Origin of the sequence: Pseudarthrobacter sp. NamB4, assembly GCF_005796185.1 — a bacterium.
Lineage (GTDB): Bacteria > Actinomycetota > Actinomycetes > Actinomycetales > Micrococcaceae > Arthrobacter.
Window position 1 is genome coordinate 1 of sequence record NZ_VAHM01000020.1, and the last position, 21,174, is coordinate 21,174.

The following is a 21,174-nucleotide window of genomic DNA, read 5'->3' on the forward strand; positions in this document are numbered from 1 at the left end:
CGCCTCGGCCTGATCCGGAATAACCAGAACCTGAAACAGACAGGACCAATGATGTTCCCCGTCAGAATTGAAGTCATCCCTTCCGAGGGCATCGTGGAGCAGGTCCGGGCCCTCGTGCCCCGGACCACCGCGCTCAGCGTCACCTGTTTGCCGCACCACGGCATTGAGCGGACCATGCGGACTGCCGTGGAGCTGAGCGACGCCGGCTATGCGGTGGTCCCGCACCTCGCCGCGCGGAGCATCCGCACCCGTGCCGAACTCACCGAGATTGTCCGCGGCTGCGATGCCGCGGGCATCCGCGAAGTCTTCGTCATTGGGGGAGACCGGAAGCAGCCTGCCGGAGGCTACGACTCGGCGCTTCCGGTCCTCGAAGACATCGCACAGTACAGCGGCGGCTTGATGCGGGCAGGGGTGGCGGGCTACCCGGAAGGCCACCCGCTGGTCAGCCCCGTGGACTTGCTGGACGGCCTGCTGGCCAAGCAGTACCTGGCCACCCATGTGGTCACCCAGATGTGCTTTTCCGCGGACAAGGTCCACGACTACGCCGCCTTGCTGCGCCGAGAAGGCGTCAACCTGCCCGTCTGGGCCGGCGTGGCAGGGTCAGTCCCGCGGACGAAACTCGTGGCACTTGCCACGCAGATCGGCGTCGGAAGTTCCCTGAAGTTTCTTAGCCGCAAAGGCCCGCTGGCGCGCAAGCTCCTGAGCGGGGACCGCTACTCGCCGGACAGCCTCATCACCGAGCTGGGAAGCCAGCCCGGTAACCTCGCCGGCATCCATCTCTACAGCTTCAACAGCCTTGATTCCATCCCCGGCCTCCCCAACGGCAAAGAGCCGGGCCACACGTCCACAACAGCAGCACTCCAACCAACGTCGATTCGAGGAGCAGCACGTGACCACTAAACCCCTTACGGCCCACCAGGAGCCGCACCTGGAGCGGCAACTGACCAACAGGCACATCCAGCTGATCGCCATTGGCGGCGCCATCGGCACCGGCCTGTTCATGGGCTCCGGCAAGACCATTTCCGCCGCCGGGCCGTCCGTCATCTTCGTCTATATGATCATCGGCTTCATGCTGTTCTTCGTCATGCGGGCCATGGGTGAGCTGCTGCTCAGCAACCTGAACTACAAATCCTTCAGTGACTTTGCGGCGGACCTCCTGGGACCCTGGGCCGGCTTCTTCACCGGCTGGACCTACTGGTTCTGCTGGGTGATCACCGGCATCGCAGACGTGATCGCCATTGCCGGCTACTCCAAGGAGCTCTGGCCGGGGCTGCCGCTGTGGATCCCTGGCCTGGCCACCGTGGCCATCCTCCTGCTCCTGAACCTCGTTACGGTAAAGGCCTTCGGCGAGACCGAGTTCTGGTTCGCGCTGATCAAGATCATCGCCATCGCGGCGCTGATCATCGTGGGCACGTTCATGATCTTCACGGGCTTCCAGTCCGACGCCGGCCCTGCCACCTTCACGAACTTGTGGAGCCACGGCGGGTTCTTCCCCAATGAATTCATGGGTTTCGTTGCCGGCTTCCAGATTGCGGTGTTCGCGTTCGTGGGTATTGAGCTGGTGGGCACCACGGCTGCCGAGGCGAAGGATCCGGAGAAGAACCTGCCCAGGGCCATCAACTCCATCCCGATCCGCGTGCTCCTTTTCTATGTGGGCGCCCTCATCATCCTGATGTCCGTCACCCCGTGGACCCAGTTCCAGGCCGGCCACAGCCCGTTCATCGCCATGTTCTCCCTCGCCGGCCTCGGCGCCGCAGCCACCGTGGTGAACCTGGTGGTGCTCAGCTCGGCCATGTCCTCGGCCAACTCCGGCATCTACTCCACCTCCCGCATGGTTTACGGGCTCGCCCAGGAGGGGGACGCGCCGTCGGTCTTCCGCAACCTGTCTGCCCGCAAAGTCCCGCAGAACGCCCTGTTCCTCTCCTGCGTACTGCTGCTCTCCGGCGTCGTGCTCATGTACGCCGGCCAGGACATCGGCAAGGCCTTCGAAATGGTGACCACCGTATCCGCCGTCTGCTTCGTGTTCGTCTGGTCCATCATCCTGGCCAGCTACCTGGCCTTCCGCCGCCGCCGTGCCCATCTGCACGCTGCCTCCAAATACCGGATGCCGGGCGGCGTACCCATGGTCTGGATGGTGTTCGCGTTCTTCGCCTTTGTCCTCTGGGCGCTGACCACGCAACCGGACACCCTGATGGCGCTGCTGGTGACGCCGGTGTGGTTCCTGGTCCTCGGCGCAGCATGGCTGGTGCTCCGCCGCCGCCCCGCCCACCTGGCACGGTACGAGACCTTCAAATCCGAGCTTGCCCAGGACCTGGACGCCGAAGCGTCCGCGATCCGCCGCGACTTCGATGGGGCAGGGAACGGGGTGCAGAAATGAGCACATCACTCGAAGCGCCAGCCCCCGCAGTCGGTGCCGTAACGGCTGACCCTGCTGCCGCCGTCGAGCATGTCCTGACGGTGGACTGCAAGGAATCGCCCGGCATTGTGCACGCGGTGTCCGCGTTCCTGCTGGAGCACGGCTGCGACATCATGGACATCAAGCAGTACGGCGACAAGGCGCAAGGACACTTCTTCATGCGGGTGCATTTCACGTCCGCGCCGGGGCCAGGTCGGGATCCGTCCGGGCCTGACCCGGGCGAGCCCCTCCGCACCGATGATCTCCGCCGGAGCTTCGAGCCTGTTGCGGAAAAGTGGCAGATGAACTGGCAGCTTGAGCCGCACGGCCGCAAGCGCCGGGTGCTGGTGATGGTGTCCAAAATGGGACACTGCCTGAACGACCTGCTGTTCCGGGCGCGCACTGGCGATATCCCCGTGGAGATTGTCGCCGTCGTCTCCAACCACCGCGACCAGGAAGGCCTGGTGCAGTGGCACGGCATCCCGTTCTTCCATGTGCCGGTCACCAAGGACACCAAGCCCGACGCCGAAGCCCGGCTGCTGGAGCTTGTGGACGCCTTCGATGTGGAGCTGGTGGTCCTGGCCCGGTACATGCAGGTGCTCAGCGACGGGCTTTCGGCCCAGCTGGCCGGCAGGACCATCAACATCCACCACTCGTTCCTGCCCAGCTTCAAGGGCGCAAAGCCGTACCACCAGGCGTACGAGCGCGGCGTCAAGACGGTCGGCGCTACGGCACACTACGTCAACGCCGAACTGGACGAGGGGCCGATCATTTCGCAGCAGGTCATCGAGGTGGACCACACCTACACGGCCGATGACCTGGTGGCGGTGGGCCGGGACGCGGAGTGCGTGGCGCTGCGGAACGCCGTCCGCTGGCACTGCGAGGGACGGATCCTGCTGCTGGGCAACCGCACGGTCATCCTGCGGTAGCTGGCCATGAAGCACGGGGAAGCACCGGGCTGGCGCCGGGTGGCATGGACCGCCCTGCCGATGGGGCAGTGGGTGCGGCTTTCACGGGACGGGCAGCACATCGGCTGCGGTGTGGTGGACGGCAGCACTCCGGACGGCTCCGTCCTGTGGGTGGTGCTGGACGGCTGGCCGGAACGCCGGATGTTCCACCGGGAGGACTTCGTCAAAGTCGAGATCAAGGGCCAGGTTGTTGACCCGACGCCGGCAACCGGCAACCATGGGGTATGACTGACTCTGATACCGCAGGTGCCCCTTTTGATGACGACAGCATGGCGGAGGTTGACGGCGTCGAAACCGCCGAAAGCATTGCCGAAGACGTCAAGGACGAGATCCGCCTGGGCCATGTCCAGGATGACGTAAGCCATGTGCTCGAGGAACGCTTCGAGAATGCGGGCATCGACCTGCGCCCCGAAGTGGTGGATGACCTCGCCGAGGAGATCGAACGGGACGTCTCGAGCTAAAGTTCCTGCCTGAAGGGCGTGCGGGCCGGAAACGGCGGGTAACAACCTGGATTACTGCGCTGGCCGTGTTGGGCGCATGGCTCCCGAAGCCTAAACCGGGGGAGTCATACCGGTGATCCAGGTGGCCCGCACTTTGCAGCGGCGCGGGCCACGGAAACTCCTAGGGCCAGTCGGCGAGCCGGAACTGGATGGGCTGATGCATCCCGAGGAGAAGATCGCCGGTCCACTCGGCAACCGTCCGCTGCCGGCCCTCCAGCGGCTCTGCAGAAAGCTGCTGCTGAACGTCGTCAAGCGTGTCCAGTGGGTGGTCATCCGCGCTCTTCATATTTCCCCCTTGGTGAGTCTGTGAAAGCCACCCTAGGCAGGAGGAGAAGTGAGCGGAAGAGGATTTATCTACCGTCGGGATAAACTGCGCAAATCTTGATGAAGGACGTCCGGAGGAAGCCACAGAAGCAGGACGGACGAACCAGCCGCGGAGATCGAGAAGGACGTCCCGAGCTCAGGCGGCAGCGCCGACGGCACTTTCCCGCAGGCCGCGTGTGGTGGGACCATGTCCCTATGCAAGACAACAGGGCCAGCAGCCCGCATGACCGAGGCCCGCACCTGCATGCCCACACGGCACCAACAACCCAGCAGATGCGCATCGTGGGCCAGCGCCGCCGCGAGGCGGAGGAAAAGCTGGAGCACCACCTGCAGGAAGCCCGCCACCGCAGCCATCCGCACGGTGACGAACCCCGGCAGGACAACAATTCACAGTAAAGCGAACGACGGCGGGACGCACCCGCCGTCGTTCGTCTTTTCTCCGGGGGCTGCCAGGGACACTGGCAGCCCCCTTTTTGTCGGCATTGTTCCGTTATTGGAAACTGCGTTGCTCTACAGTGACCAATTGAAATGGGGCGCCGGGCGGACCGTGACTACGATTTTCGGTGAATCGGGCGAAAAGGTACTGGCGCACCCTTGACCGTTGCTGATGTCACAACCTACCTTTGGAGCAACAGTGTTGCAGAGCTTGCAACCTAGTTGCTCCTTCCGAATCCGGAAGTGTTCTAACGAAAGGTATAACTATGACCACCACAGTCGAAACCGCGTCCTCCGTCGCCGAACTCGAGCGCCTGAAAGTCCTGCACAACGGGAAGAAGGAGAAGCTGACCTTCTCGGATGCGGAATTCGAACGCCGCCTCGCCGGACTCCGCAACATCATGGCCGCCAAGGACCTGGATGCGGTCATCCTGACCAGTTACCACGGCATCAAGTACTACTCCGATTTCCTCTACACCACGTTCGGCCGCAACTACGCCCTGGTGGTCACTGCCGATGACTCAGTCACGGTCACCGCCAACATCGATGCAGGCATGCCATGGCGCACCTCCTACGGCGAGAACATCGTCTACACTGACTGGCGCCGCGACAACTTCTACTTCGGCCTGCAGGAGGCGCTGCGCCAACGCGGCGTCAAGGCCAACCGGATCGGCGTTGAGGACGACTTCCTCCCGGGGCTGACCCGCGAAAAGATCGCAGCCGCCTTCCCGGGTGCCGAACTCCTGGACGTCTCCCAGGACGCCATGCGCCAGCGGATGATCAAATCCGCTGAGGAGATAGAGGTCATCAAGCACGGCGCACGCATCGGCGACCTTGGCGGCGAGGCCATCCGCGCCGCGATCCGTGAGGGAATCACCGAATACGAGGTGGCCCTCATCGGCACCGAAGCCATGGTGCACGAGATCGCCAGGACTTTCCCGCACCGCGAAGTCCGCGACACCTGGGTGTGGTTCCAGTCCGGCATCAACACCGACGGCGCGCACAACTGGGCTACCACCCGCAAGGTGCAGCAGGGCGACATCCTCTCACTCAACTGCTTCCCGATGACCTCCGGCTACTACACCGCACTGGAGCGCACGCTCTTCCTCGGCCAGCCGGATGAGCGCTCCCTGGAACTGTGGAACATCAACGTCGAAGTCCACAAGCGCGGCCTGGAACTCATCAAGCCCGGCGCGGTCTGCAAGGACATCGCCGCCGAACTGAACGAGATCTACATCAGCCACGGCCTGCTGGCCAACCGCACCTTCGGCTACGGCCACTCCTTCGGCGTCCTCAGCCACTACTACGGACGCGAGGCCGGCCTGGAGCTCCGAGAGGACATTGAAACCGTCCTGGAACCCGGCATGGTGGTGTCCATGGAGCCGATGATCACCGTTGCCGACGGACAGCCCGGCGCCGGCGGATATCGCGAGCACGACATCCTAGTCATCGGCGAGGGCACGGTGGAGAACATCACCAGGTTCCCGTTCGGGCCCGAGCACAACATCGTCGACGCATAAGCCCCAGAAGCAGGGAGCGGCGCTGCGGAATCCGTGGCGCCGCTTTCGGCGTCTCCGCCGAACGTAGGGAAAGATGATAGCTACCATGACTCCACCAGCAGCCAGAGAAACCCACGGAACCGGCGCCAACGGCACGGCCGACGCGAAAGGCGCCTCCGTCGTCGTCAACGCGATCGCCGTCCTGCGCACCTTCACTCCGGAACAACCGCTGCTGGGAGTCACCGAAATCGCCGGCCGGGTGGGTATGCACAAGAGCAGCGTCTCGAGGATCCTGGCCACCCTGGAGCAGGAAAACCTTGTGGAACGGGATCCGGAAAGCCGCCGTTTCCGACTGGGGCTGGGACTTATCGCCGTTGCCGGGCCGCTGCTGGCTGAGATGGACGAGCGCCGTGTGGCCTATCCCGTCCTGCGGCAACTGACCGAGCAGACTGGGGAAACCAGCGCCCTGATGGTATGGAGCGGCGGCGAAGCGATCTGTGTGGAGCAGATCGCCAGCCACCACCAGATCAAGCACACCACACCCTTGGGTGCGCGGTACCGGGACGCCGTCAGCGCCTCGGTGCAGGTGTTCCTGGCAGCCCGGCCCGCCGAGCGGGTCCGTGAACTGCTGCGCAGCGGTTCCGTCAGTTATCCCGGCCTGGACGACGCCGGCCTGGAAACCTACGAGGCAAGGCTGCGGGACGTGGCCAGCCGGGGCTGGGCGGAGAACTACGGCGAATCCTCCCTCGACGAGGTGGGGGTTGCCGCACCGGTCTTCGACCACCGCGGTGACGTAGCCGCCGTCGTGCTGATCTCCGCCCCGCGCTTCCGTGTCTCGCGGGAACGGCTGGAGACCCTGGGCGAAGCGTGCGTCGCCGCGGCCGCGCAGGTGACCACGCGCCTCGGCGGCCGCCCGGCAAAGTAAGCCGGCCCCGCCAAGTAACCCAACCTGGCCGGGTCAGCGCATGCCTTCGGTCAGGCCAGGCCCGCCATCCGCACCGCCAGGTGCAGGGAAGCCAGCCGGCCTGTGCCCCGGGGGTCGCCGCCGCACAGCTCGAAGATCCGCTGCAGCCGGTGGTGCATTGACTGCCGCTCCAGGTGCAGTTCGCGTGCGGACTGGGCAGTGTTGCAGCCGGAGTCCAGCCACACCTGCAGCGTCTCCAGCAACTGAGACTGCCGCTGCGCATCATGCTCCAGGACCGCACGCAGCTGGCGAGTGACGAACGCCTCCCGCGCGGACGCGTCGATGGCCGTCAGGGCGAGGCTCTCCACGGCGGTGTCCTCCGCATCAACAACCACCCGCCCATGATCCGGATGCCGCCTGCGAGGCGATGCGTTGCGCCGCCGGACCTGGCGAATCTCCAGTGCGCGGCGCGCTTCGGCCAGGGACCAGGCAGCCTCCGCCACCCTGCCGGCAACCGGCCCCAGGGCCACCGTTGCGTCCTGGTCTCCCTCCAGTCCTTGCAGGGATTCCAGGAGCTTCCGCCGCGCGCCCACGGTGTCGTCCGCGGGCAGGCCGATCATCACCACAAGCTCCGCATCGTCCTGATAGGCCGCGCTGGGAATGCGGCTTGAGTTCAGGAACGTCTCGACGGCGCCACGCAGCTCTTGCGGGGACGCGGCGTGGATTGCCGCCACCACGGCGGGGGACTCGGCCGGGAAACCGGCGCCCGGTGCCAGCTGCTCGAGGCGCCACGCCGGCGCGGAAGTGAGCACTGCGCGCATCAGCTCGGCGCCGGCCAGAGCATGCAGCCCGGGAGGCGTGTGCTGCAGCAACGCCAGGCCCAGGATGTCGACGGCACGTTCCCCCGCCACGTGCGCAAGGGCGGTGTCTGCCCCCTGCTTCACCTGGACTTCAAGCCTGCCCATCAGGACACCGCGCACGGGTATGTCCACGCTGATCGCCACGCGGCCGGCCGCCCCGGGATCCCCGCCTTGCCCGCCTGCCACTGCTTCGTCGTCGGGCCTGCCGCCGTCGCCCTCCCAGCTCTCCGGCGCGGCGCTCCCCATCGCAACACCCCACGGGGAGGTGAGCCTCACTGCTGAGCCGGTGATGCCGGCCAATACCCCCAAAATTTTGTCCAGGGAGGCTCCGTGGGCCAGCTCGGCAGCCATGGCACGGGTGGCCGCGTCCGCCTGCTGGAGGTGACCCACGGATTCGCTCACCAGGATCGAATTGATGGCCTGCATGACGCCAACGAACGGCACCACCTTGCGGAGCTCCACCACCGGAAGCCCGTACTCCCGGGCCTTTTCCAGCATCGCGGCCGGGATCTCGGGCAGGGCGCCCCCGGTTTCGATGGCCAGCGCCGCGATGCCGCGCTGCGCGAGTGCGCGGACATACTCCTCACGCTTCTCCGGCGTGGCCGAGGCCAGGGTGATGCCGCCGCAGAGCAGCAACTCACCGCCCCGCAGCAGGGGAGCGATGTCCAGCACCTCGCTGGAGTGGACCCAGCGCACGGGCTGCGCATAGGTATGTGCCCCCGGCGGATGGACCACGGGATCGGCGGAGGCCAGGGCGGGGTGGGCGAGTATTTCCCCTAGGAACACTGACATGACAATCCGTAAAGTAGTAGAGCAATATGTTCGACATATCGTATCTTGTTGCTTGTGACGGGGGCCACATAGCCTTGTGAGTATCCATCCACCTCATGGAGGCTCCCCATGCAAGAAAAGCTTTCTACAGCAGCGCAACGGCGCGCGGCTGATGCAAACAACAACACTGCGGCGGACCACGAAGCCTGGCTCCAGCCCATCCCCGAATCCGCCCGCACCCGCAAAGTCTCCGGCCAGTTCTGGATCTGGGCGGGCGCCAACCTCGCTCCGATCAACTGGGTGCTGGGGGCGCTCGGCATCCACCTGGGGCTCGGCTTTGCGGACACTGTGACCGTCCTGGTCCTGGGCAACCTGATCGGCATGCTCCTCTTCGGCTGCTTCGTGCTCCTTGGCCAGAAGACCGGCGCCACCGGCATGGTCCTGGCCCGCGCGGCATTCGGTCGCCGCGGCAATTACCTTCCGGCCGCCATCCAGGCATTGCTGGTCATCGGCTGGTGCGCCGTCAACACCTGGATCATCCTGGACCTGGTGATGGCATTGTTCGGCACCCTCGGCTGGGTGGATCCGGAGGCGCAGAACTATGGCTGGAAGATCGCCGTGGCCACGGGGATCATGGCGGCGCAGGTGGCCATCGCCTGGTTCGGGTACAAGGCTATCGCCGCGTTCGAAAAGTGGACCGTCCCGCCCACCATCGTCATCCTGGCCGTCATGTCCGCCGTCGCCTGGTTCGGCATGGAGATCAACTGGTCCTACGCGGGTCCGGCCGGCGCCATTCTGGAAGGCTCGGAGCGGATCGCCGCCATGAGCGCCGTGATGACCGCTATTGGCATCGGATGGGGCATCACCTGGTTCACCTATGCCGCCGATTACTCCCGCTTTGTCAGCACCTCGGTGCCCAGGAAAAAGGTCTACCTGGCCTCGGTCCTGGGGCAGTTCATCCCGGTGGTCTGGCTCGGCATCCTTGGTGCCAGCCTGGCCACGAACAGCGGCGAGGTTGACCCTGGGAAGCTGATCGTGCAGAACTTCGGCGTTCTGGCCCTGCCGGTGCTCCTGATGGTGCTGCACGGCCCCATCGCCACCAACATCCTGAACATCTACACGTTCTCCGTGGCCACCCAAGCGCTGGACATCTCCATCAGCCGCCGCAAGCTGAACCTGTTCGTCGGCGTCTTCTCGCTGGCCGCCGTCGTCTTCTTCATCTTCCAGGAGGACTTTGCCGCTGTCCTGGACGCCTGGCTCATCGGCCTGGTGGCCTGGGTGGCCGCCTGGGGCGGGGTCATGCTGGTGCACTATTTCTGGCTGGAGAAGCGCTGGCCGGGCGACCCCCAACGGCTGTTCGACGGCGTCGGCACTTCCCGGCTCCCCGGTATCAACTGGGCGGGCGTTACCTCCCTCCTGGCCGGCATCTTCGCCACCTGGCTGTTTATGTACGGCCTGATCCCCGTCATGCAGGGCCCCATCGCAGTGGCGCTGGGCGGCTGGGACCTGTCTTGGCTGGCAGGCGGCCTGACCAGCGCGGGCGTCTACGCAGTGCTCGGCCCGCGTGCGCACATTCGGTACGTCGGCTCCAAGAACCGCGTTGCCGCCGAGCCGGAGGGCACCGGCAACACGGTCATCCCGGTCCTCTGACCCTTTCCTTCCACTCTCTTCAGGCGGGCCCGTTGCGGGCCCGCCGAAAGGACTCCATCGTGAACCAGCCCGCCATCGCTGACCTCCTGCATCCCATCATCTGGCCCGACGGCTACAAGGCAGCCGCGTCCTTCACCTTCGACGTGGACGCGGAATCCTGCACCATAGCCCACGACCCCACCAGCACACGCCGGATGTCGCTGATGACCCACCAGTCCTACGGGCCCAAGGTGGCCGTGCCCCGGCTCCTGAAAATTCTGGAACGCCAGGACATCCAAGCCTCCTTCTTCATCCCCGGCTTTACGGTTGAGTCCTACCCGGACGTGGTCCGCCGGATTGTGGATGGCGGGCATGAAGTGGCGCACCACGGCTACCTGCACGAGCCGATGCAGGGCATCGACCCGTGCACCGAGGCCAGCTACCTGGACCGGGGCCTCGAGGCCCTGGCGAAAGTGGCGGGCGTCCGTCCGGTGGGTTACCGCGCGCCGTGGTGGGAGCTGAACTGGCATTCGCCGGGGCTGCTGGCGGACCGGGGGTTCCTCTACGATTCGAGCCTGCTCGACGGCGACGCCCCCTACCGCTTTGCGGTGGCTGCCGATGATCCCCGCGACATCGTGGAGATCCCGGTGGACTGGGCCCTGGACGACTGGGAGCAGTACGCGTTCTACCCGGGCGTGACCGGCAGCGGTGTCATCGAGAGCCCGGCGAAGGTGCTGGAGATGTGGACGCTGGAGGCCGAGGCGCACCACTCCCAGGGCAGCTGCTTCGTCCTGACCAACCACCCGTTCATCTCGGGCCGGCCGTCAAAGGCGGTGGCGCTGGAACAGCTGATTGAGCGGGTGAAGGCCATGGACGGCATGTGGGTGACCACCATGGAGAAGATCGCGGAGCACACCAAGGCCACGGTGAACGAAATCCACAGCCATGCCCGGATCGAGGTACCCACGTTTCCCGGCGCCGGTGCGCAGTTTGAGCCTGCAAGGGTGCGGGAGGGTGCGCTGAAGTAGCCCCGTCACGGGCAATGACGGACGACGGCGGGACCTCCCGCCGTCGTCCGTCATTGCCCTGGGTGCCGCAGGGCCTTTAGGGACTGTCAGTCCTCGTAAGTGTTGGCGATGTAGACATCACAGGGGGCGTTGTGCGCCACGCTGTTCGCGACGCTGCCCAAGAGCCGGCCGATGCCGCGCATCCTCCGGTTGCCCACCACGATCAGTTGAGCGTCCAAGCGGATGGCTTCCCTGATGAGGGAGTCGGCGGGCTTGCCGCGGGCGGCGAAGTGCGTCACCTGCACTCCCGGGCGCGATGCTGCCAGTGATTTCGCAACGTTTTCGGCGCTGTCCGCGCTGAAGACCTTCACCTGGTCGGAGCCGACCCCGAAGGTTTCCGGGGTGTCGCTCTCGAAGGCGGTGACGATGTGGAGTGGGGCTCCCAGCTTTTCCGCCAGTCCCAGTGCCACCTCCGCGGCCTTCCGGGCCGATGCGCTGCCGTCCACCCCTACAACAACTTCTCCGCTCATGCCTTGCTCCTTTGCTCTCGTCCGTGGTTCAAACGTCCACTGGCCAGTCTAGGGAAGTTCAGGCTGAAGACCCCATGTCATTTTACGGATGGCGTCACTTTGGCGGGGTACGCAGGGGGATCACTTCCGGCGTCTTTCCCGCCCCGAGAACCACCAGGACATGCTGCGCCGTGACTCCAGCCAAGGCACCCATCACCTCCTGGACTGCCCCGTCCACCGCAAGGGAAGCAGCCCCCTCGGAACCTGGGCCCGAGGGCGAAAGGTCAGCGCCGCCGTCGTCCGCCCGCAGCCAGACGGTGACCCTGGCGCCGCCCGTCGCTTCGGCAATGCCCCTGGCCAAGACCTCGCCATTCTGCTGGGACCCAATGACCAGGATGACCTGTTCAATGGTCTGCTTCCGGGTGGGTTGGACGGCGGCGAGGAGGACCCGGTCGTGCCGCCACAGGGGGAAGTGGTAGCCGGCCACGAGGCCCGCAGCCACCAGGAGGCCAAGTGGTGCGCGGATGCGGTCAAGAAGGCTGCCTCCCGATACGTCCCCCAAGAGGAACTCGAAGAGCCGGTAGCCGATCACCAGGAGCGTGATGAGTGAGACCACGGCGCTGACGCCAAAGAACGCCACCAGGTAGATGCGGCGGCCGGGCGGAATGTCGGCAGCAGTTTGAGGCTGCTTCCGGGGCTTCCACGCGAGCCACCAGAGCGGGCCGCCCACCAGAAGGGAACTGATGCCGCCCAGGAGCAGGGTTCGCGTTGCCCCTCCTGCCAACGGCGACACGGCTGCGGCCAGCATGGCATTGACAATGACGCCAACACCGGAGGCTGCCGCGGTGAGGGCAACCGCGGACGTGACCAGGAGGCTTGCCCGCACTGTCTCGGGGGAGCGGCGGCCCGACACCAACCGGTGGTAGCGCCACACAAGCGATCCGATGACTGCTGCAGCAATGGCCGGTGCCAGCGGCTCAAGCAGTTCGTTCATCGGGTCGTCCCGGTCGAATGCCAGACGGAGGAGCACAAACAGGACCACCCCGGCGCCGCCCAGGGCTGTAATGCCGGCAACAAAGACGCCGACGGTAATCGTGATGACGTCAACGAGGCCCGTCCGGAAGCTTCGCCCGCCTTCCCTGAACCAGTGCCACCACCACACGATGATTCCGCCTGCCGCCCACACGAGCGAGCGGAGGACGGGGTACCACCAGGGCTCAACGGTCACCGTCAGCGGGAACCCGCGGACCGCGACGTCGAGCAGCCCGCCGAGCGCGGCGATGCCGGCTCCGGCGCCCAGCAGCAGGCCAAACACCGATCCGACAACGGCCCGCCCATCGTCCAGATGCGACGTCGGCTTCACGGGGTGCTTCCACATCCAGCGGTGCCAGGCCCAGACGGCTGCCCAGACTATTCCGTTGGCAAGCGCCGAGGCCCAATCACTGCCGCGCTGCCCTATGAGCGACGACGCGAGCCCGAGAAAGGCTGTGGTGAAGACGATGAGCGAGACAGCGTACACGGCGGTGATGTAGAGGCCCCAGCCTGCAGAGGTGCGCTCCGCCTCGTCATCGAGCCTGCGCCAGACGAACCACCACAACAGCAGGGCGAGCGGTCCGCCGATCAGTGTGAAGGCCAGGGAGAGGGCAAGCCCGCCGACATCCGAGGACGCCAGAACAGCTCCGGACGTGAAAAGCCGCTCCAGCAACCCGCTGACGCCGCTGGCCGCGATCACCACCAGGGCAAACAGCAGGGCGTACAGGATCAGCCGGCGCAAGGTGGCCTGGGCGGGAACGGTGGCGGGGACCGCCAGCCGCGGCGGGGACGTCATGGTTTCGCCGGCATCCCGGAGCAGGCCATCAGCGGGTACGGCACCTGGCTGATCTTCCAGCTCCCGTCCTCCCTGGCCAAGGAGAAAATGTCCTCCATCTCATACTCTGAAGGGCCGAAGGGTCCGTTCTGGGACGAGTGGACAATCGAAACCTTCACGGTGGCTGCCTGGTCGCGCTCCGTCGTCGAAATCAGGACCACACGGGAGGGCAGTGGCTCACCGGAGAAGGAGCCACGGCAGATGCTCCGGGCGGCCTCGGTGAGGTAGGACTCGGCCGTGGCAGTGTCGCCGTCGATGACTGCGGTGCTGTACCGCTGGACGACTCCTGCCGGGCTGGCCTCATCCAGCGGTTCAGGATCGCCTCTCGAAAAGACAACGGCAAGGGCCACCACAACCAGCACTCCGATGACGCCGAGCAGCACGAGGAGGATCCGGTCCGGTTTTCGCACTGCATCAGTCATGGCGCCAGTATGCACTCTTTGCCCCGCTTTCGCCGGTGTCTTGGGCGCGGGTATTTCCCGCGCCCAACTGGAGCCTCATACCGCAGGCGGGGGCCTTTGTGCGAGATGGTCCTGAAGGACATAGATGGTGCGCTGGGCGCACTGCTTGATCCGGCGGAGGTGCTCGGCGGCAAGCCGGGGAAGGACCACGGCCGGGTCCCCGGTCCTGACCTCCTCACGCAGGGATTGTTCGAGGTCCTCGGTAAGCCCCGCCAGCATCTCCGCCCCCACCATCTGGCTGGACGTCTTGAGGCTCAGGACCGCGTCCATGGCACCGGCAACGTCCCCGGTGGTGAGTGTGAGGCGTACCCGCTGCAGCCTGTGGGGCATGTTGCTGATGTAGTCCTCGATGAATACCTTCCAGACCCCCTCGTCATCCTCGAGGTCTGCGCGCAGCCGTTCCAGGACTGCCGGATCCAGGAGGGGCCGGGCGTAACCGTTGGACTGCGTCATGACGGTGCTTCCATGGACCCCATGAACCGCCCCCTGACATCCGCAGCACCCACGGCCGTCCGCAGGACTTTCAAAGGACGGTACGGGGAGAGGGGATCGAGGACACGAGTGGCGTGTACTCGATTTTCCAAGGGCGCTGCTCGTGCTGGCAGGAGGACAACGGTTCCCTCGACCTTCACATGCGTCCCAGTAATAGCGGTGGAGTGCCGTCGCCATCCCTTCTGCCCCTCCGGTACCCTGTTGAGATGGTGCGGGGAATGGCAGATTACGGCGCGGAAGCCATCCTGCTCGCGGGCGCGGGGCGGGCACTCCTGCTGCAGCTTGCCGATCCCCCGGTAGGCCGGGGAGTCCACGAGAACAGCACGTTCACCGGCCGTCCCGTCAACAGGCTCAAGGGAACCCTGACCTACGTCTACGCCATCGTCTACGGCAACGAGGAGCAGGTCAATGCGGTCCGGCGCCGGGTCAACCGCGCCCACGTGCCGGTCCGCAGGGCAGACAACGGGACCTCGCCCGGGTACAACGCCTACGATCCCGAATTGCAGCTGTGGGTGGTGGCCACCCTCTATGACACGGCAGTTACAGTCATCGAGAAGATTTACGGACCGCTCGACGACGAATCGGCCGATGCCATGTACCAGGACTATGCGCGGATCGGCACAGCCCTGCAGCTTCCGGCGGGCATGTGGCCGAAGGACCGGGCCGCCTTCGGACGCTACTGGGAAGAGCGGATCGCCAACCTGCGGGCGGAAGACGCCGGCATCCGCGTGGGCCGCGGACTGCTGTACCCGAAGCACACGGCCCTTTGGTACCGTGTCATCATTCCGCCGGCAAGGTTCCTCACGGCCGGACTCCTTCCGGAGCAGCTGCGCAAGGACTTCGGCCTGCCGTGGAGCGAACGCCACCAGCGCCGCTTCGACAGCACCATGCGCATCCTGTCCGTGGTTTATCCCAAGTTGCCGCAGGGCATCCGGCACTGGTTTAAAAACTACTGCCTGAACAGCCTTGACGCCGAGCTTCACGGGGAGCCCGGTCCCGCAAAGCAATGGTGGCCCGCCAAACAACGCAAGCCCGCCGGGTCACTGAAGTAGGCCGAACGACGGCGGCACCCGCCGCCGCCCAAGCGGCCGATCAGCTGGCGGACCGTAAGCCTTTCCCGGCGCGCCAGCTGGACGATCCGGGTGTACCGGCTCCTGGCCCCCTCAATCTCGTCCTCGCTGGGCAGGTTGTCCGGCAGCTGCCGGTCCAGGGGCAGGTCCTCAGGGTCCACCCGCAACGTCTTGGCCAGCTGGATCCGGGCATACTCCGGCTTGATCAGCCGGTCGAGTTCGCGCTCAAGCTCCAAACCGTCCGCCTTAGTCGCGCCGATGACGGGCACGATGCCCGGCAGGATCTTGATGGTCTCCGGATCCCGGCCGGCAGCGGTGGTACGGGCATGTGACTGGCCCTGCTGCTAGAGGGTTTTGCCGTAACAGGTACTGACAGGGCTTGCCTTGATCTACGTTTCCTCTCCTGGCAGACGGCTTCATACGCAATGCTGGGAGCTACAGCAGACCGCCGCCACGGAGGAGAAACACATGCGCCAACGGATCCTCGCCGCTACTGTCCTGGGAACGGGCATCCTGCTCGCTTCCTGCACTGCCGCCCCCGCCCCGGAGCCGGCCGCCAGTGGCTCTCCTGCCCCCGCGCAGTCCACACCGGCGGCATCTGGTCCGGCTACATCCGCCACGCCGTCCACGGAGCCAACCAGCGCGCCAGTCACGACGGCGGCAGCCGCTATAGCCGGAACACCGCAGCAGGTCGCGGCGGACCTGGACGCCCCGTGGTCCGTGGTGTTCCGCAACGGGAGACCGCTGGTGAGCGAGCGGAACAGCGGGCGGATCCTTGAACTCGCCCCGGACGGATCCGTCCGGCCGATCGGTACGGTTGAAGGTGTGGCCGCCCGCGGAGAATCGGGTCTGCTGGGCCTTGCCGTAGGCAGCGGCGGTGATCTCTATGTATATTCGACTGCGGCGGACGGGAACCGGGTCCAGCGGTTCGCCGTCACGGGCTCCCCGGGCTCGCTCTCGCTGGGGGAGCCGGACACCCTCCTTGACCGGATACCTTCCGCGAGCATCCACGACGGCGGCCGGATCGCCTTTGGTCCGGACGGCATGCTGTACGTGACGGCCGGCGACGCGAGTCAAAGGAACGCCGCCCAGGACCGCGAATCCCTGGCCGGCAAAATTCTTCGGATGACCCCCAGCGGCGATGTCCCGGCTGACAACCCCTTCCCGGGATCGCTCGTGTACAGCTACGGGCACCGGAACCCGCAGGGGATTGCGTGGACGGACGACGGCACCATGTTCGCCACCGAATTCGGCCAGAACACCTGGGACGAACTGAACATCATCACTCCCGGAGCGAACTACGGCTGGCCCACGGTTGAAGGGATAGCAGACAGGGAGGGTTTCGTGGATCCCGTGCAGCAATGGGAGCCAACCGACGCAAGCCCCAGCGGCATGGCACACGCCGGCGGGACCCTGTTCATTGCCAATCTCCGGGGACAGGTCCTTCGCTCCGTGCCCGTCTCCGACCCCTCAACCTTCACGGACCACTACAGGCGCGAGTACGGCCGGATCCGTGACGTCACGGTCTCCCCGGAGGGACAGCTGTGGTTCCTGACCAACAACACTGACGGACGCGGCGACCCTGAACCCGGGGATGACCGGATTTTCGCAGTACCGCTGGGCAGGGGCTGACGTGGCCAGGGTCCTGATCACCGGGGCCGCCGCCGGACTTGGCCTAAACGCTGCCAGGAACCTGATCGGGCTCGGCCACGCCACCCAGGTATGGCCCGCCGTGAACGGGCAAGGCGCCGGCTCAGGCGGCTACTGGTTTCGTCAGCGAAGGCGAAAACCCCACCGGGCCGTGGAGGACGAAGCGTTCCAGTCCGAACTGCTGGAAACGTTGGAACAGTACACGGGCTTTGCCTTGCCGGACTGAGCGGACCCCGTCAGTGCCTGTTACGCGAGGGCCTAACGCACCCCGGCCAGTGCCCGCTCCACGATGTTTTCGGTGGCGGCCCAGGACGCCAGAAGCTTGAGGGCCTCCTCAGAGGGGCTGCCGGGGGTTGCGGGGTAAATCGTCAGGGAGTGACCGGGGTCCTCTTCCAGCCCCAGTACCTGGTAATTCAGTTCCAGGAGTCCCACCACAGCGTGCTGGAATAATTTCGTTCCCGCGTAGTGGCGCCGGACGTCGTGCGCTGCCCAGCGGGTCCGGAATTCGTCGCTGCGCATGGACAGCTCTCCAATGAGTTCGGCAATGCCCTTGTCATGGGGGTTCCTTCCTGCTTCCCGGCGCAGGATGGCGACATTGGTGTTTGCTGCCCGTTCCCAGTCGGTGTAGAAGTTGTGTGCCCTGGGGTCCAGGAAAATAAAGCGTGAGTGGTTGGCCGGGCGCGCCGGTCCGCGGTACATGTCCGAATAAAGTGCGTAGCCCAGCGTGTTGGCGGCCACGATGTCCATCCGGTTGTTGCCGATGAACGCAGGCGCTCCCGTGACGGTGTCCAGGAGGTACTGCAGTTCGGGCCGCACCCGGGATGGGACCGGGGCCGCAGCCCGTTTGCGGCCGGACCTGTTGGCTGCCCGCGCGAGGTCGTAGAGGTGGTCGTGCTCAGCACGGTCCAGCTCGAGGGCACGGGCGATCGCGTCCAGCACGCTGTCCGAAACACCGGTGAGGTTTCCCCGTTCCAGCCGGGTGTAGTAGTCCACGCTGACACCGGCCAGACGTGCCACCTCTTCCCGGCGCAGCCCCGAAACGCGGCGCCGCCCGCCGTAGGTTTCCAGCCCTGCCTGCTCGGGGGTGATGCGCCCGCGACGGGTCGAAAGGAACTGTCGTACCTCGGCTCGGTTATCCATAAGGAAACCGTACGACGGATGCGCAAACCACTGGGAGGGTCTGCCAGAACCAGTTACAGCAGAACCCTCGCTGCGCGTGCATACTGCCGGTTTAGTGGAAGCATCACCCTTAGAGACACCAGCAACAGATGGAGCGCCCGCCCACGCGTTTCCAGCCCAGCCGAGGGGCGCTGAGGGTGGGTCTGCCAGTACCAGTTACAGCAGGGCCCTCGTTACACCTCCGATCTTCCGGTTTGCTGTTACCAAGCCCTGTAGCATTCAGTTATCCCCCCAAAGAACCACAGGAGAACCATGACCACCGTCAAGGCCTATGCATCCCCGTCCGCAACAGAGGACCTCGTCTCCACCACCATCGAGCGCCGCGCCGTTGGGCCGCAGGACGTGCTGATCGAGATCAGGTTCGCCGGCATTTGCCACTCCGACATCCACACCGTCCGCGGTGACTGGGGCCCGCAGCAGTACCCGCTGGTGCCCGGCCACGAAATCGCCGGCGTCGTCACCGAGGTTGGGTCCGAGGTGACCAAGCACAAGGTCGGCGACCGCGTAGGCGTCGGCTGCATGGTCAATTCATGCAAGGAGTGCGCCAACTGCCTGCAGGGCGATGAGCAGTACTGCCTCAAGGGCATGGTGGGCACCTACGGCGCAGTGGACCGCGACGGCACCATCACCCAGGGCGGCTACTCCACCCACGTGGTGGTGACCGAAGACTTCGTGGTCCGCATCCCCGAGGGCCTGGACCTGGACGTCGCCGCACCGCTGCTGTGTGCCGGTATCACCACCTTCTCCCCGCTCCGCCGCTGGGGCGCGGGCCCCGGCAAGAAGGTGGCTGTCGTCGGCCTGGGCGGGTTGGGCCACATGGCCGTAAAGCTGGCCGCCGCCATGGGCGCCGAAGTGACCGTCCTGTCCCAGTCGCTGAAGAAGCAGGAAGACGGCCTGAAGCTGGGTGCAACCAGCTACTACGCCACCAGCGATCCGTGCACCTTTGAACAGCTTGCCGGAAACTTCGACCTGATCATCAACACCGTCAGCGCCTCGATCGACATCAGCTCCTACCTCCAGCTGCTCACGCTGGACGGCACGCTGGTCAACGTCGGTGCCCCCGCTGAGCCGCTTCCGGTCAACGCGTTCGCACTGATCGGCGGGCGGCGGTCCTTCGCTGGCTCAATGATCGGCGGCATCCGCGAGACGCAGGAGATGCTGGACTTCTGCGCGGAGCACAACATCGGCGCGGAGATTGAGGTCATCCCGGCCGGGAAGATCAACGACGCCTACGAGCGCGTGCTGGCGTCGGATGTCCGGTACCGCTTCGTGATCGACACCGCCACCCTCTGACCTGAGGCAGGCGTGAGGCGGGCCGGCTCCAAGAGGAGCCGGCCTGCCGTCGTCTTCGGGGGAATTTGCCCGCCATCCCCGTGCGGTGACACTACGAATTACTGGCATGAACCACTACACCCCGGCGGCGCAGGACAGAGCCCGGGACGCCGCAACTGATGCGATCGAAAAAGTACTTAACGGCATGTCTGAACCGTTGAGCAGGCACGCGCTGAGCGCACGCTGGAAGCGCGCCTGTGAAGCGATGGACAAGTACCTGGAAGCCCAGGACACCGGCGAGGAATAGGCAGCCTTCCGTTGGCGGCTAAGGCGTGAGGGCAGCCAGGATCTGCGGGGCGGGCCCCGCCGTCGTCCGCTGGAAACCTGTGCCCGCCCACAGGTTGAGCCAGTCCGGATCCCCGGCAGCCGCAGCTGCAGCGCGCAGGGGAGTGGTCAGGTGGTGGATCTCCGGATAGCCGTAGGGAGCGCCGGCGTCGTGCCTGCGCATGAACTCGTTATGCAGCCCGCGCGCGTTCCTTCCCGAGAAAGCCCGGGTGACGGCCGTGACGGTGAAGCGTCCGGAGGTCAGGGCCGCTCTGTGCGCCGCCTTGGTGCCGGCCTCATCCGCGAGCAGGAACGCCGTCCCGGCCTGGACCGCTGCGGCGCCGCACGACAGGGCGGCCCGCGTATCGTCGGCGGTGACGATCCCGCCTGCTGCAACCAGGGGTGCACCGAGCCCGGACAGCTCCCCGAGGATCGCGTGCAGAGGTACTTCCGGGGCGGGGCCGGCGGCGTCGAAGGTCCCGCGGTGGCCGCCGGCCTCCGGCCCCTGGGCGCAGAGCGCGTCCACGCCTGCCTCCAGCGCACGCACCGCTTCCGGCATCGACGTCACCGTTGCCATGACGTACACTCCGCGCTGCTTCAAGGCGCTAATCACCTCTGGGTCGGGAAGGTCGAAGGTGAAGGAAACGACGGCGGGCGCACGGTCCAGCAGGACGTCCACCTTATGGTTCCAGTCATCGTCGTCGTGCCGCGGCTCGCCCAGTTCGACGCCGAAGCGGCCGGCATCAGGAGCCAGGGACAGGGCGTACTGCTGCACGTCGCGGGGACTGATGACCGAAGGCTGGGGGACGAACACGTTGACGCCGAAGGGGGCGCCGGTTAGCTCCCGGGTTGCCTCGATCTCCGCCTGCATCACGGCCGCGCTCTTGTAGCCCGCAGCAAGGAAGCCGAGCCCGCCTGCCGAGCTCACTGCCGCTGCCAGACGGGGCGTGGACGGGCCACCGGCCATCGGCGCCTGGATGACGGGCAGCGCCAGGGTGGAAAGATTGAAAAGGGGCCGGGATCCAGGCATGGTGCTGCACCGCTTTCAGTCCGTGGCG

Annotated in this window: 23 protein-coding genes and 1 pseudogene; 15 read left to right on the plus strand and 9 right to left on the minus strand. The window is 65.9% G+C overall.

Translation table 11 applies throughout. The features are described from left to right. From FDW81_RS16030 to FDW81_RS16050, 5 genes are all read left to right on the plus strand, one after another. On the plus strand, nt 1-900 hold a 900-nt coding region (locus FDW81_RS16030; RefSeq protein ID WP_370279115.1), incomplete at its 5' end, for a methylenetetrahydrofolate reductase. Next, entirely contained in the window at nt 890-2,377 is a 1,488-nt protein-coding gene (gene cycA / locus FDW81_RS16035; RefSeq protein WP_138135209.1) for a D-serine/D-alanine/glycine transporter, read from the plus strand. The genes FDW81_RS16030 and cycA, both read left to right, overlap by 11 nt. After that, nucleotides 2,374-3,324 carry a formyltetrahydrofolate deformylase gene (gene purU / locus FDW81_RS16040; protein ID WP_138135210.1) on the plus strand — a complete coding sequence of 317 codons (951 nt, stop codon included), beginning with the start codon at nt 2,374-2,376 and terminating at the stop codon, nt 3,322-3,324. Before cycA ends, purU begins: the two co-directional genes overlap by 4 nt. 6 nt (nt 3,325-3,330) lie before the next feature. Next, nucleotides 3,331-3,591 carry a hypothetical protein gene (locus tag FDW81_RS16045; RefSeq protein WP_138135211.1) on the plus strand — a complete coding sequence of 87 codons (261 nt, stop codon included), beginning with the start codon at nt 3,331-3,333 and terminating at the stop codon, nt 3,589-3,591. After that, nucleotides 3,588-3,824 carry a hypothetical protein gene (locus FDW81_RS16050; protein ID WP_138135212.1) on the plus strand — a complete coding sequence of 79 codons (237 nt, stop codon included), beginning with the start codon at nt 3,588-3,590 and terminating at the stop codon, nt 3,822-3,824. The genes FDW81_RS16045 and FDW81_RS16050 overlap by 4 nt, the downstream gene beginning before the upstream one ends. A gap of 160 nt (nt 3,825-3,984) precedes the next feature. Here FDW81_RS16050 and FDW81_RS18180 read toward each other — a convergent pair whose 3' ends face one another. Next, nucleotides 3,985-4,149, minus strand: coding sequence for a hypothetical protein (locus FDW81_RS18180; RefSeq protein WP_171027252.1), 165 nt, complete (start codon nt 4,147-4,149; stop codon nt 3,985-3,987). 233 nt (nt 4,150-4,382) lie between these two features. Between FDW81_RS18180 and FDW81_RS18185 the strand changes: the two genes are divergently transcribed. From FDW81_RS18185 to FDW81_RS16060, 3 genes are all read left to right on the plus strand, one after another. Further along, nucleotides 4,383-4,583, plus strand: a complete 201-nt coding sequence (locus FDW81_RS18185; protein ID WP_171027251.1) for a hypothetical protein — start codon at nt 4,383-4,385, stop codon at nt 4,581-4,583. Nucleotides 4,584-4,888: 305 nt separating this feature from the next. After that, nucleotides 4,889-6,142: an aminopeptidase P family protein gene (locus FDW81_RS16055; RefSeq protein ID WP_138135213.1), complete on the plus strand. Its 1,254-nt coding sequence runs from the start codon at nt 4,889-4,891 to the stop codon at nt 6,140-6,142. A gap of 85 nt (nt 6,143-6,227) precedes the next feature. Then, entirely contained in the window at nt 6,228-7,046 is an 819-nt protein-coding gene (locus FDW81_RS16060; RefSeq protein WP_240720356.1) for an IclR family transcriptional regulator, read from the plus strand. A 50-nt stretch (nt 7,047-7,096) separates the two neighbouring features. On the opposite strand, the gene FDW81_RS16065 is transcribed toward FDW81_RS16060, so the two are convergent. Next, nucleotides 7,097-8,677: a PucR family transcriptional regulator gene (locus FDW81_RS16065; RefSeq protein WP_138135215.1), complete on the minus strand. Its 1,581-nt coding sequence runs from the start codon at nt 8,675-8,677 to the stop codon at nt 7,097-7,099. A gap of 108 nt (nt 8,678-8,785) precedes the next feature. Between FDW81_RS16065 and FDW81_RS16070 the strand changes: the two genes are divergently transcribed. Next, nucleotides 8,786-10,306, plus strand: coding sequence for a cytosine permease (locus FDW81_RS16070; RefSeq protein WP_138135216.1), 1,521 nt, complete (start codon nt 8,786-8,788; stop codon nt 10,304-10,306). Between the two features lie 59 nt (nt 10,307-10,365). After that, a complete protein-coding gene (locus FDW81_RS16075) occupies nt 10,366-11,313 on the plus strand; it encodes a polysaccharide deacetylase (protein ID WP_138135217.1) in 948 nt (315 codons plus the stop codon). An 86-nt stretch (nt 11,314-11,399) separates the two neighbouring features. On the opposite strand, the gene FDW81_RS16080 is transcribed toward FDW81_RS16075, so the two are convergent. From FDW81_RS16080 to FDW81_RS16095, 4 genes are all read right to left on the minus strand, one after another. Further along, on the minus strand, nt 11,400-11,822 hold the full coding sequence (locus FDW81_RS16080) for a universal stress protein (protein WP_138135218.1): 423 nt from the start codon (nt 11,820-11,822) through the stop codon (nt 11,400-11,402). 94 nt (nt 11,823-11,916) lie between these two features. Then, nucleotides 11,917-13,629, minus strand: a complete 1,713-nt coding sequence (locus FDW81_RS16085) for a DUF5671 domain-containing protein (protein WP_138135219.1) — start codon at nt 13,627-13,629, stop codon at nt 11,917-11,919. Continuing rightward, nucleotides 13,626-14,090: a hypothetical protein gene (locus FDW81_RS16090; protein ID WP_138135220.1), complete on the minus strand. Its 465-nt coding sequence runs from the start codon at nt 14,088-14,090 to the stop codon at nt 13,626-13,628. Before FDW81_RS16090 ends, FDW81_RS16085 begins: the two co-directional genes overlap by 4 nt. A 75-nt stretch (nt 14,091-14,165) precedes the next feature. Further along, nucleotides 14,166-14,582: an Hpt domain-containing protein gene (locus FDW81_RS16095; protein WP_138135221.1), complete on the minus strand. Its 417-nt coding sequence runs from the start codon at nt 14,580-14,582 to the stop codon at nt 14,166-14,168. 257 nt (nt 14,583-14,839) lie between these two features. On the opposite strand from FDW81_RS16095, the gene FDW81_RS16100 reads away from it, so the two are divergent. Beyond that, nucleotides 14,840-15,673, plus strand: coding sequence for an oxygenase MpaB family protein (locus FDW81_RS16100; protein ID WP_370279118.1), 834 nt, complete (start codon nt 14,840-14,842; stop codon nt 15,671-15,673). 20 nt (nt 15,674-15,693) lie between these two features. Here FDW81_RS16100 and FDW81_RS16105 read toward each other — a convergent pair. Further along, a pseudogene (locus tag FDW81_RS16105) lies at nt 15,694-16,017 on the minus strand (LLM class flavin-dependent oxidoreductase); the annotation flags it as partial. A gap of 142 nt (nt 16,018-16,159) precedes the next feature. On the opposite strand from FDW81_RS16105, the gene FDW81_RS16110 reads away from it, so the two are divergent. Beyond that, nucleotides 16,160-17,323 (plus strand): sorbosone dehydrogenase family protein, encoded by a 1,164-nt coding sequence (locus FDW81_RS16110; protein ID WP_138135223.1) that lies wholly within the window; start codon nt 16,160-16,162, stop codon nt 17,321-17,323. Next, nucleotides 17,286-17,567: a hypothetical protein gene (locus tag FDW81_RS16115; RefSeq protein ID WP_138135224.1), complete on the plus strand. Its 282-nt coding sequence runs from the start codon at nt 17,286-17,288 to the stop codon at nt 17,565-17,567. Before FDW81_RS16110 ends, FDW81_RS16115 begins: the two co-directional genes overlap by 38 nt. Before the next feature lie 32 nt (nt 17,568-17,599). On the opposite strand, the gene FDW81_RS16120 is transcribed toward FDW81_RS16115, so the two are convergent. Continuing rightward, nucleotides 17,600-18,481: a helix-turn-helix transcriptional regulator gene (locus FDW81_RS16120; RefSeq protein ID WP_138135225.1), complete on the minus strand. Its 882-nt coding sequence runs from the start codon at nt 18,479-18,481 to the stop codon at nt 17,600-17,602. Nucleotides 18,482-18,772: 291 nt separating this feature from the next. Between FDW81_RS16120 and FDW81_RS16125 the strand changes: the two genes are divergently transcribed. Further along, a complete protein-coding gene (locus FDW81_RS16125; protein ID WP_138135226.1) occupies nt 18,773-19,813 on the plus strand; it encodes an NAD(P)-dependent alcohol dehydrogenase in 1,041 nt (346 codons plus the stop codon). A gap of 106 nt (nt 19,814-19,919) precedes the next feature. Then, on the plus strand, nt 19,920-20,099 hold the full coding sequence (locus tag FDW81_RS16130) for a hypothetical protein (protein ID WP_138135227.1): 180 nt from the start codon (nt 19,920-19,922) through the stop codon (nt 20,097-20,099). Between the two features lie 18 nt (nt 20,100-20,117). On the opposite strand, the gene FDW81_RS16135 is transcribed toward FDW81_RS16130, so the two are convergent. After that, nucleotides 20,118-21,146, minus strand: coding sequence for a nitronate monooxygenase (locus tag FDW81_RS16135; RefSeq protein ID WP_138135228.1), 1,029 nt, complete (start codon nt 21,144-21,146; stop codon nt 20,118-20,120). Nucleotides 21,147-21,174 lie beyond the last annotated feature (28 nt).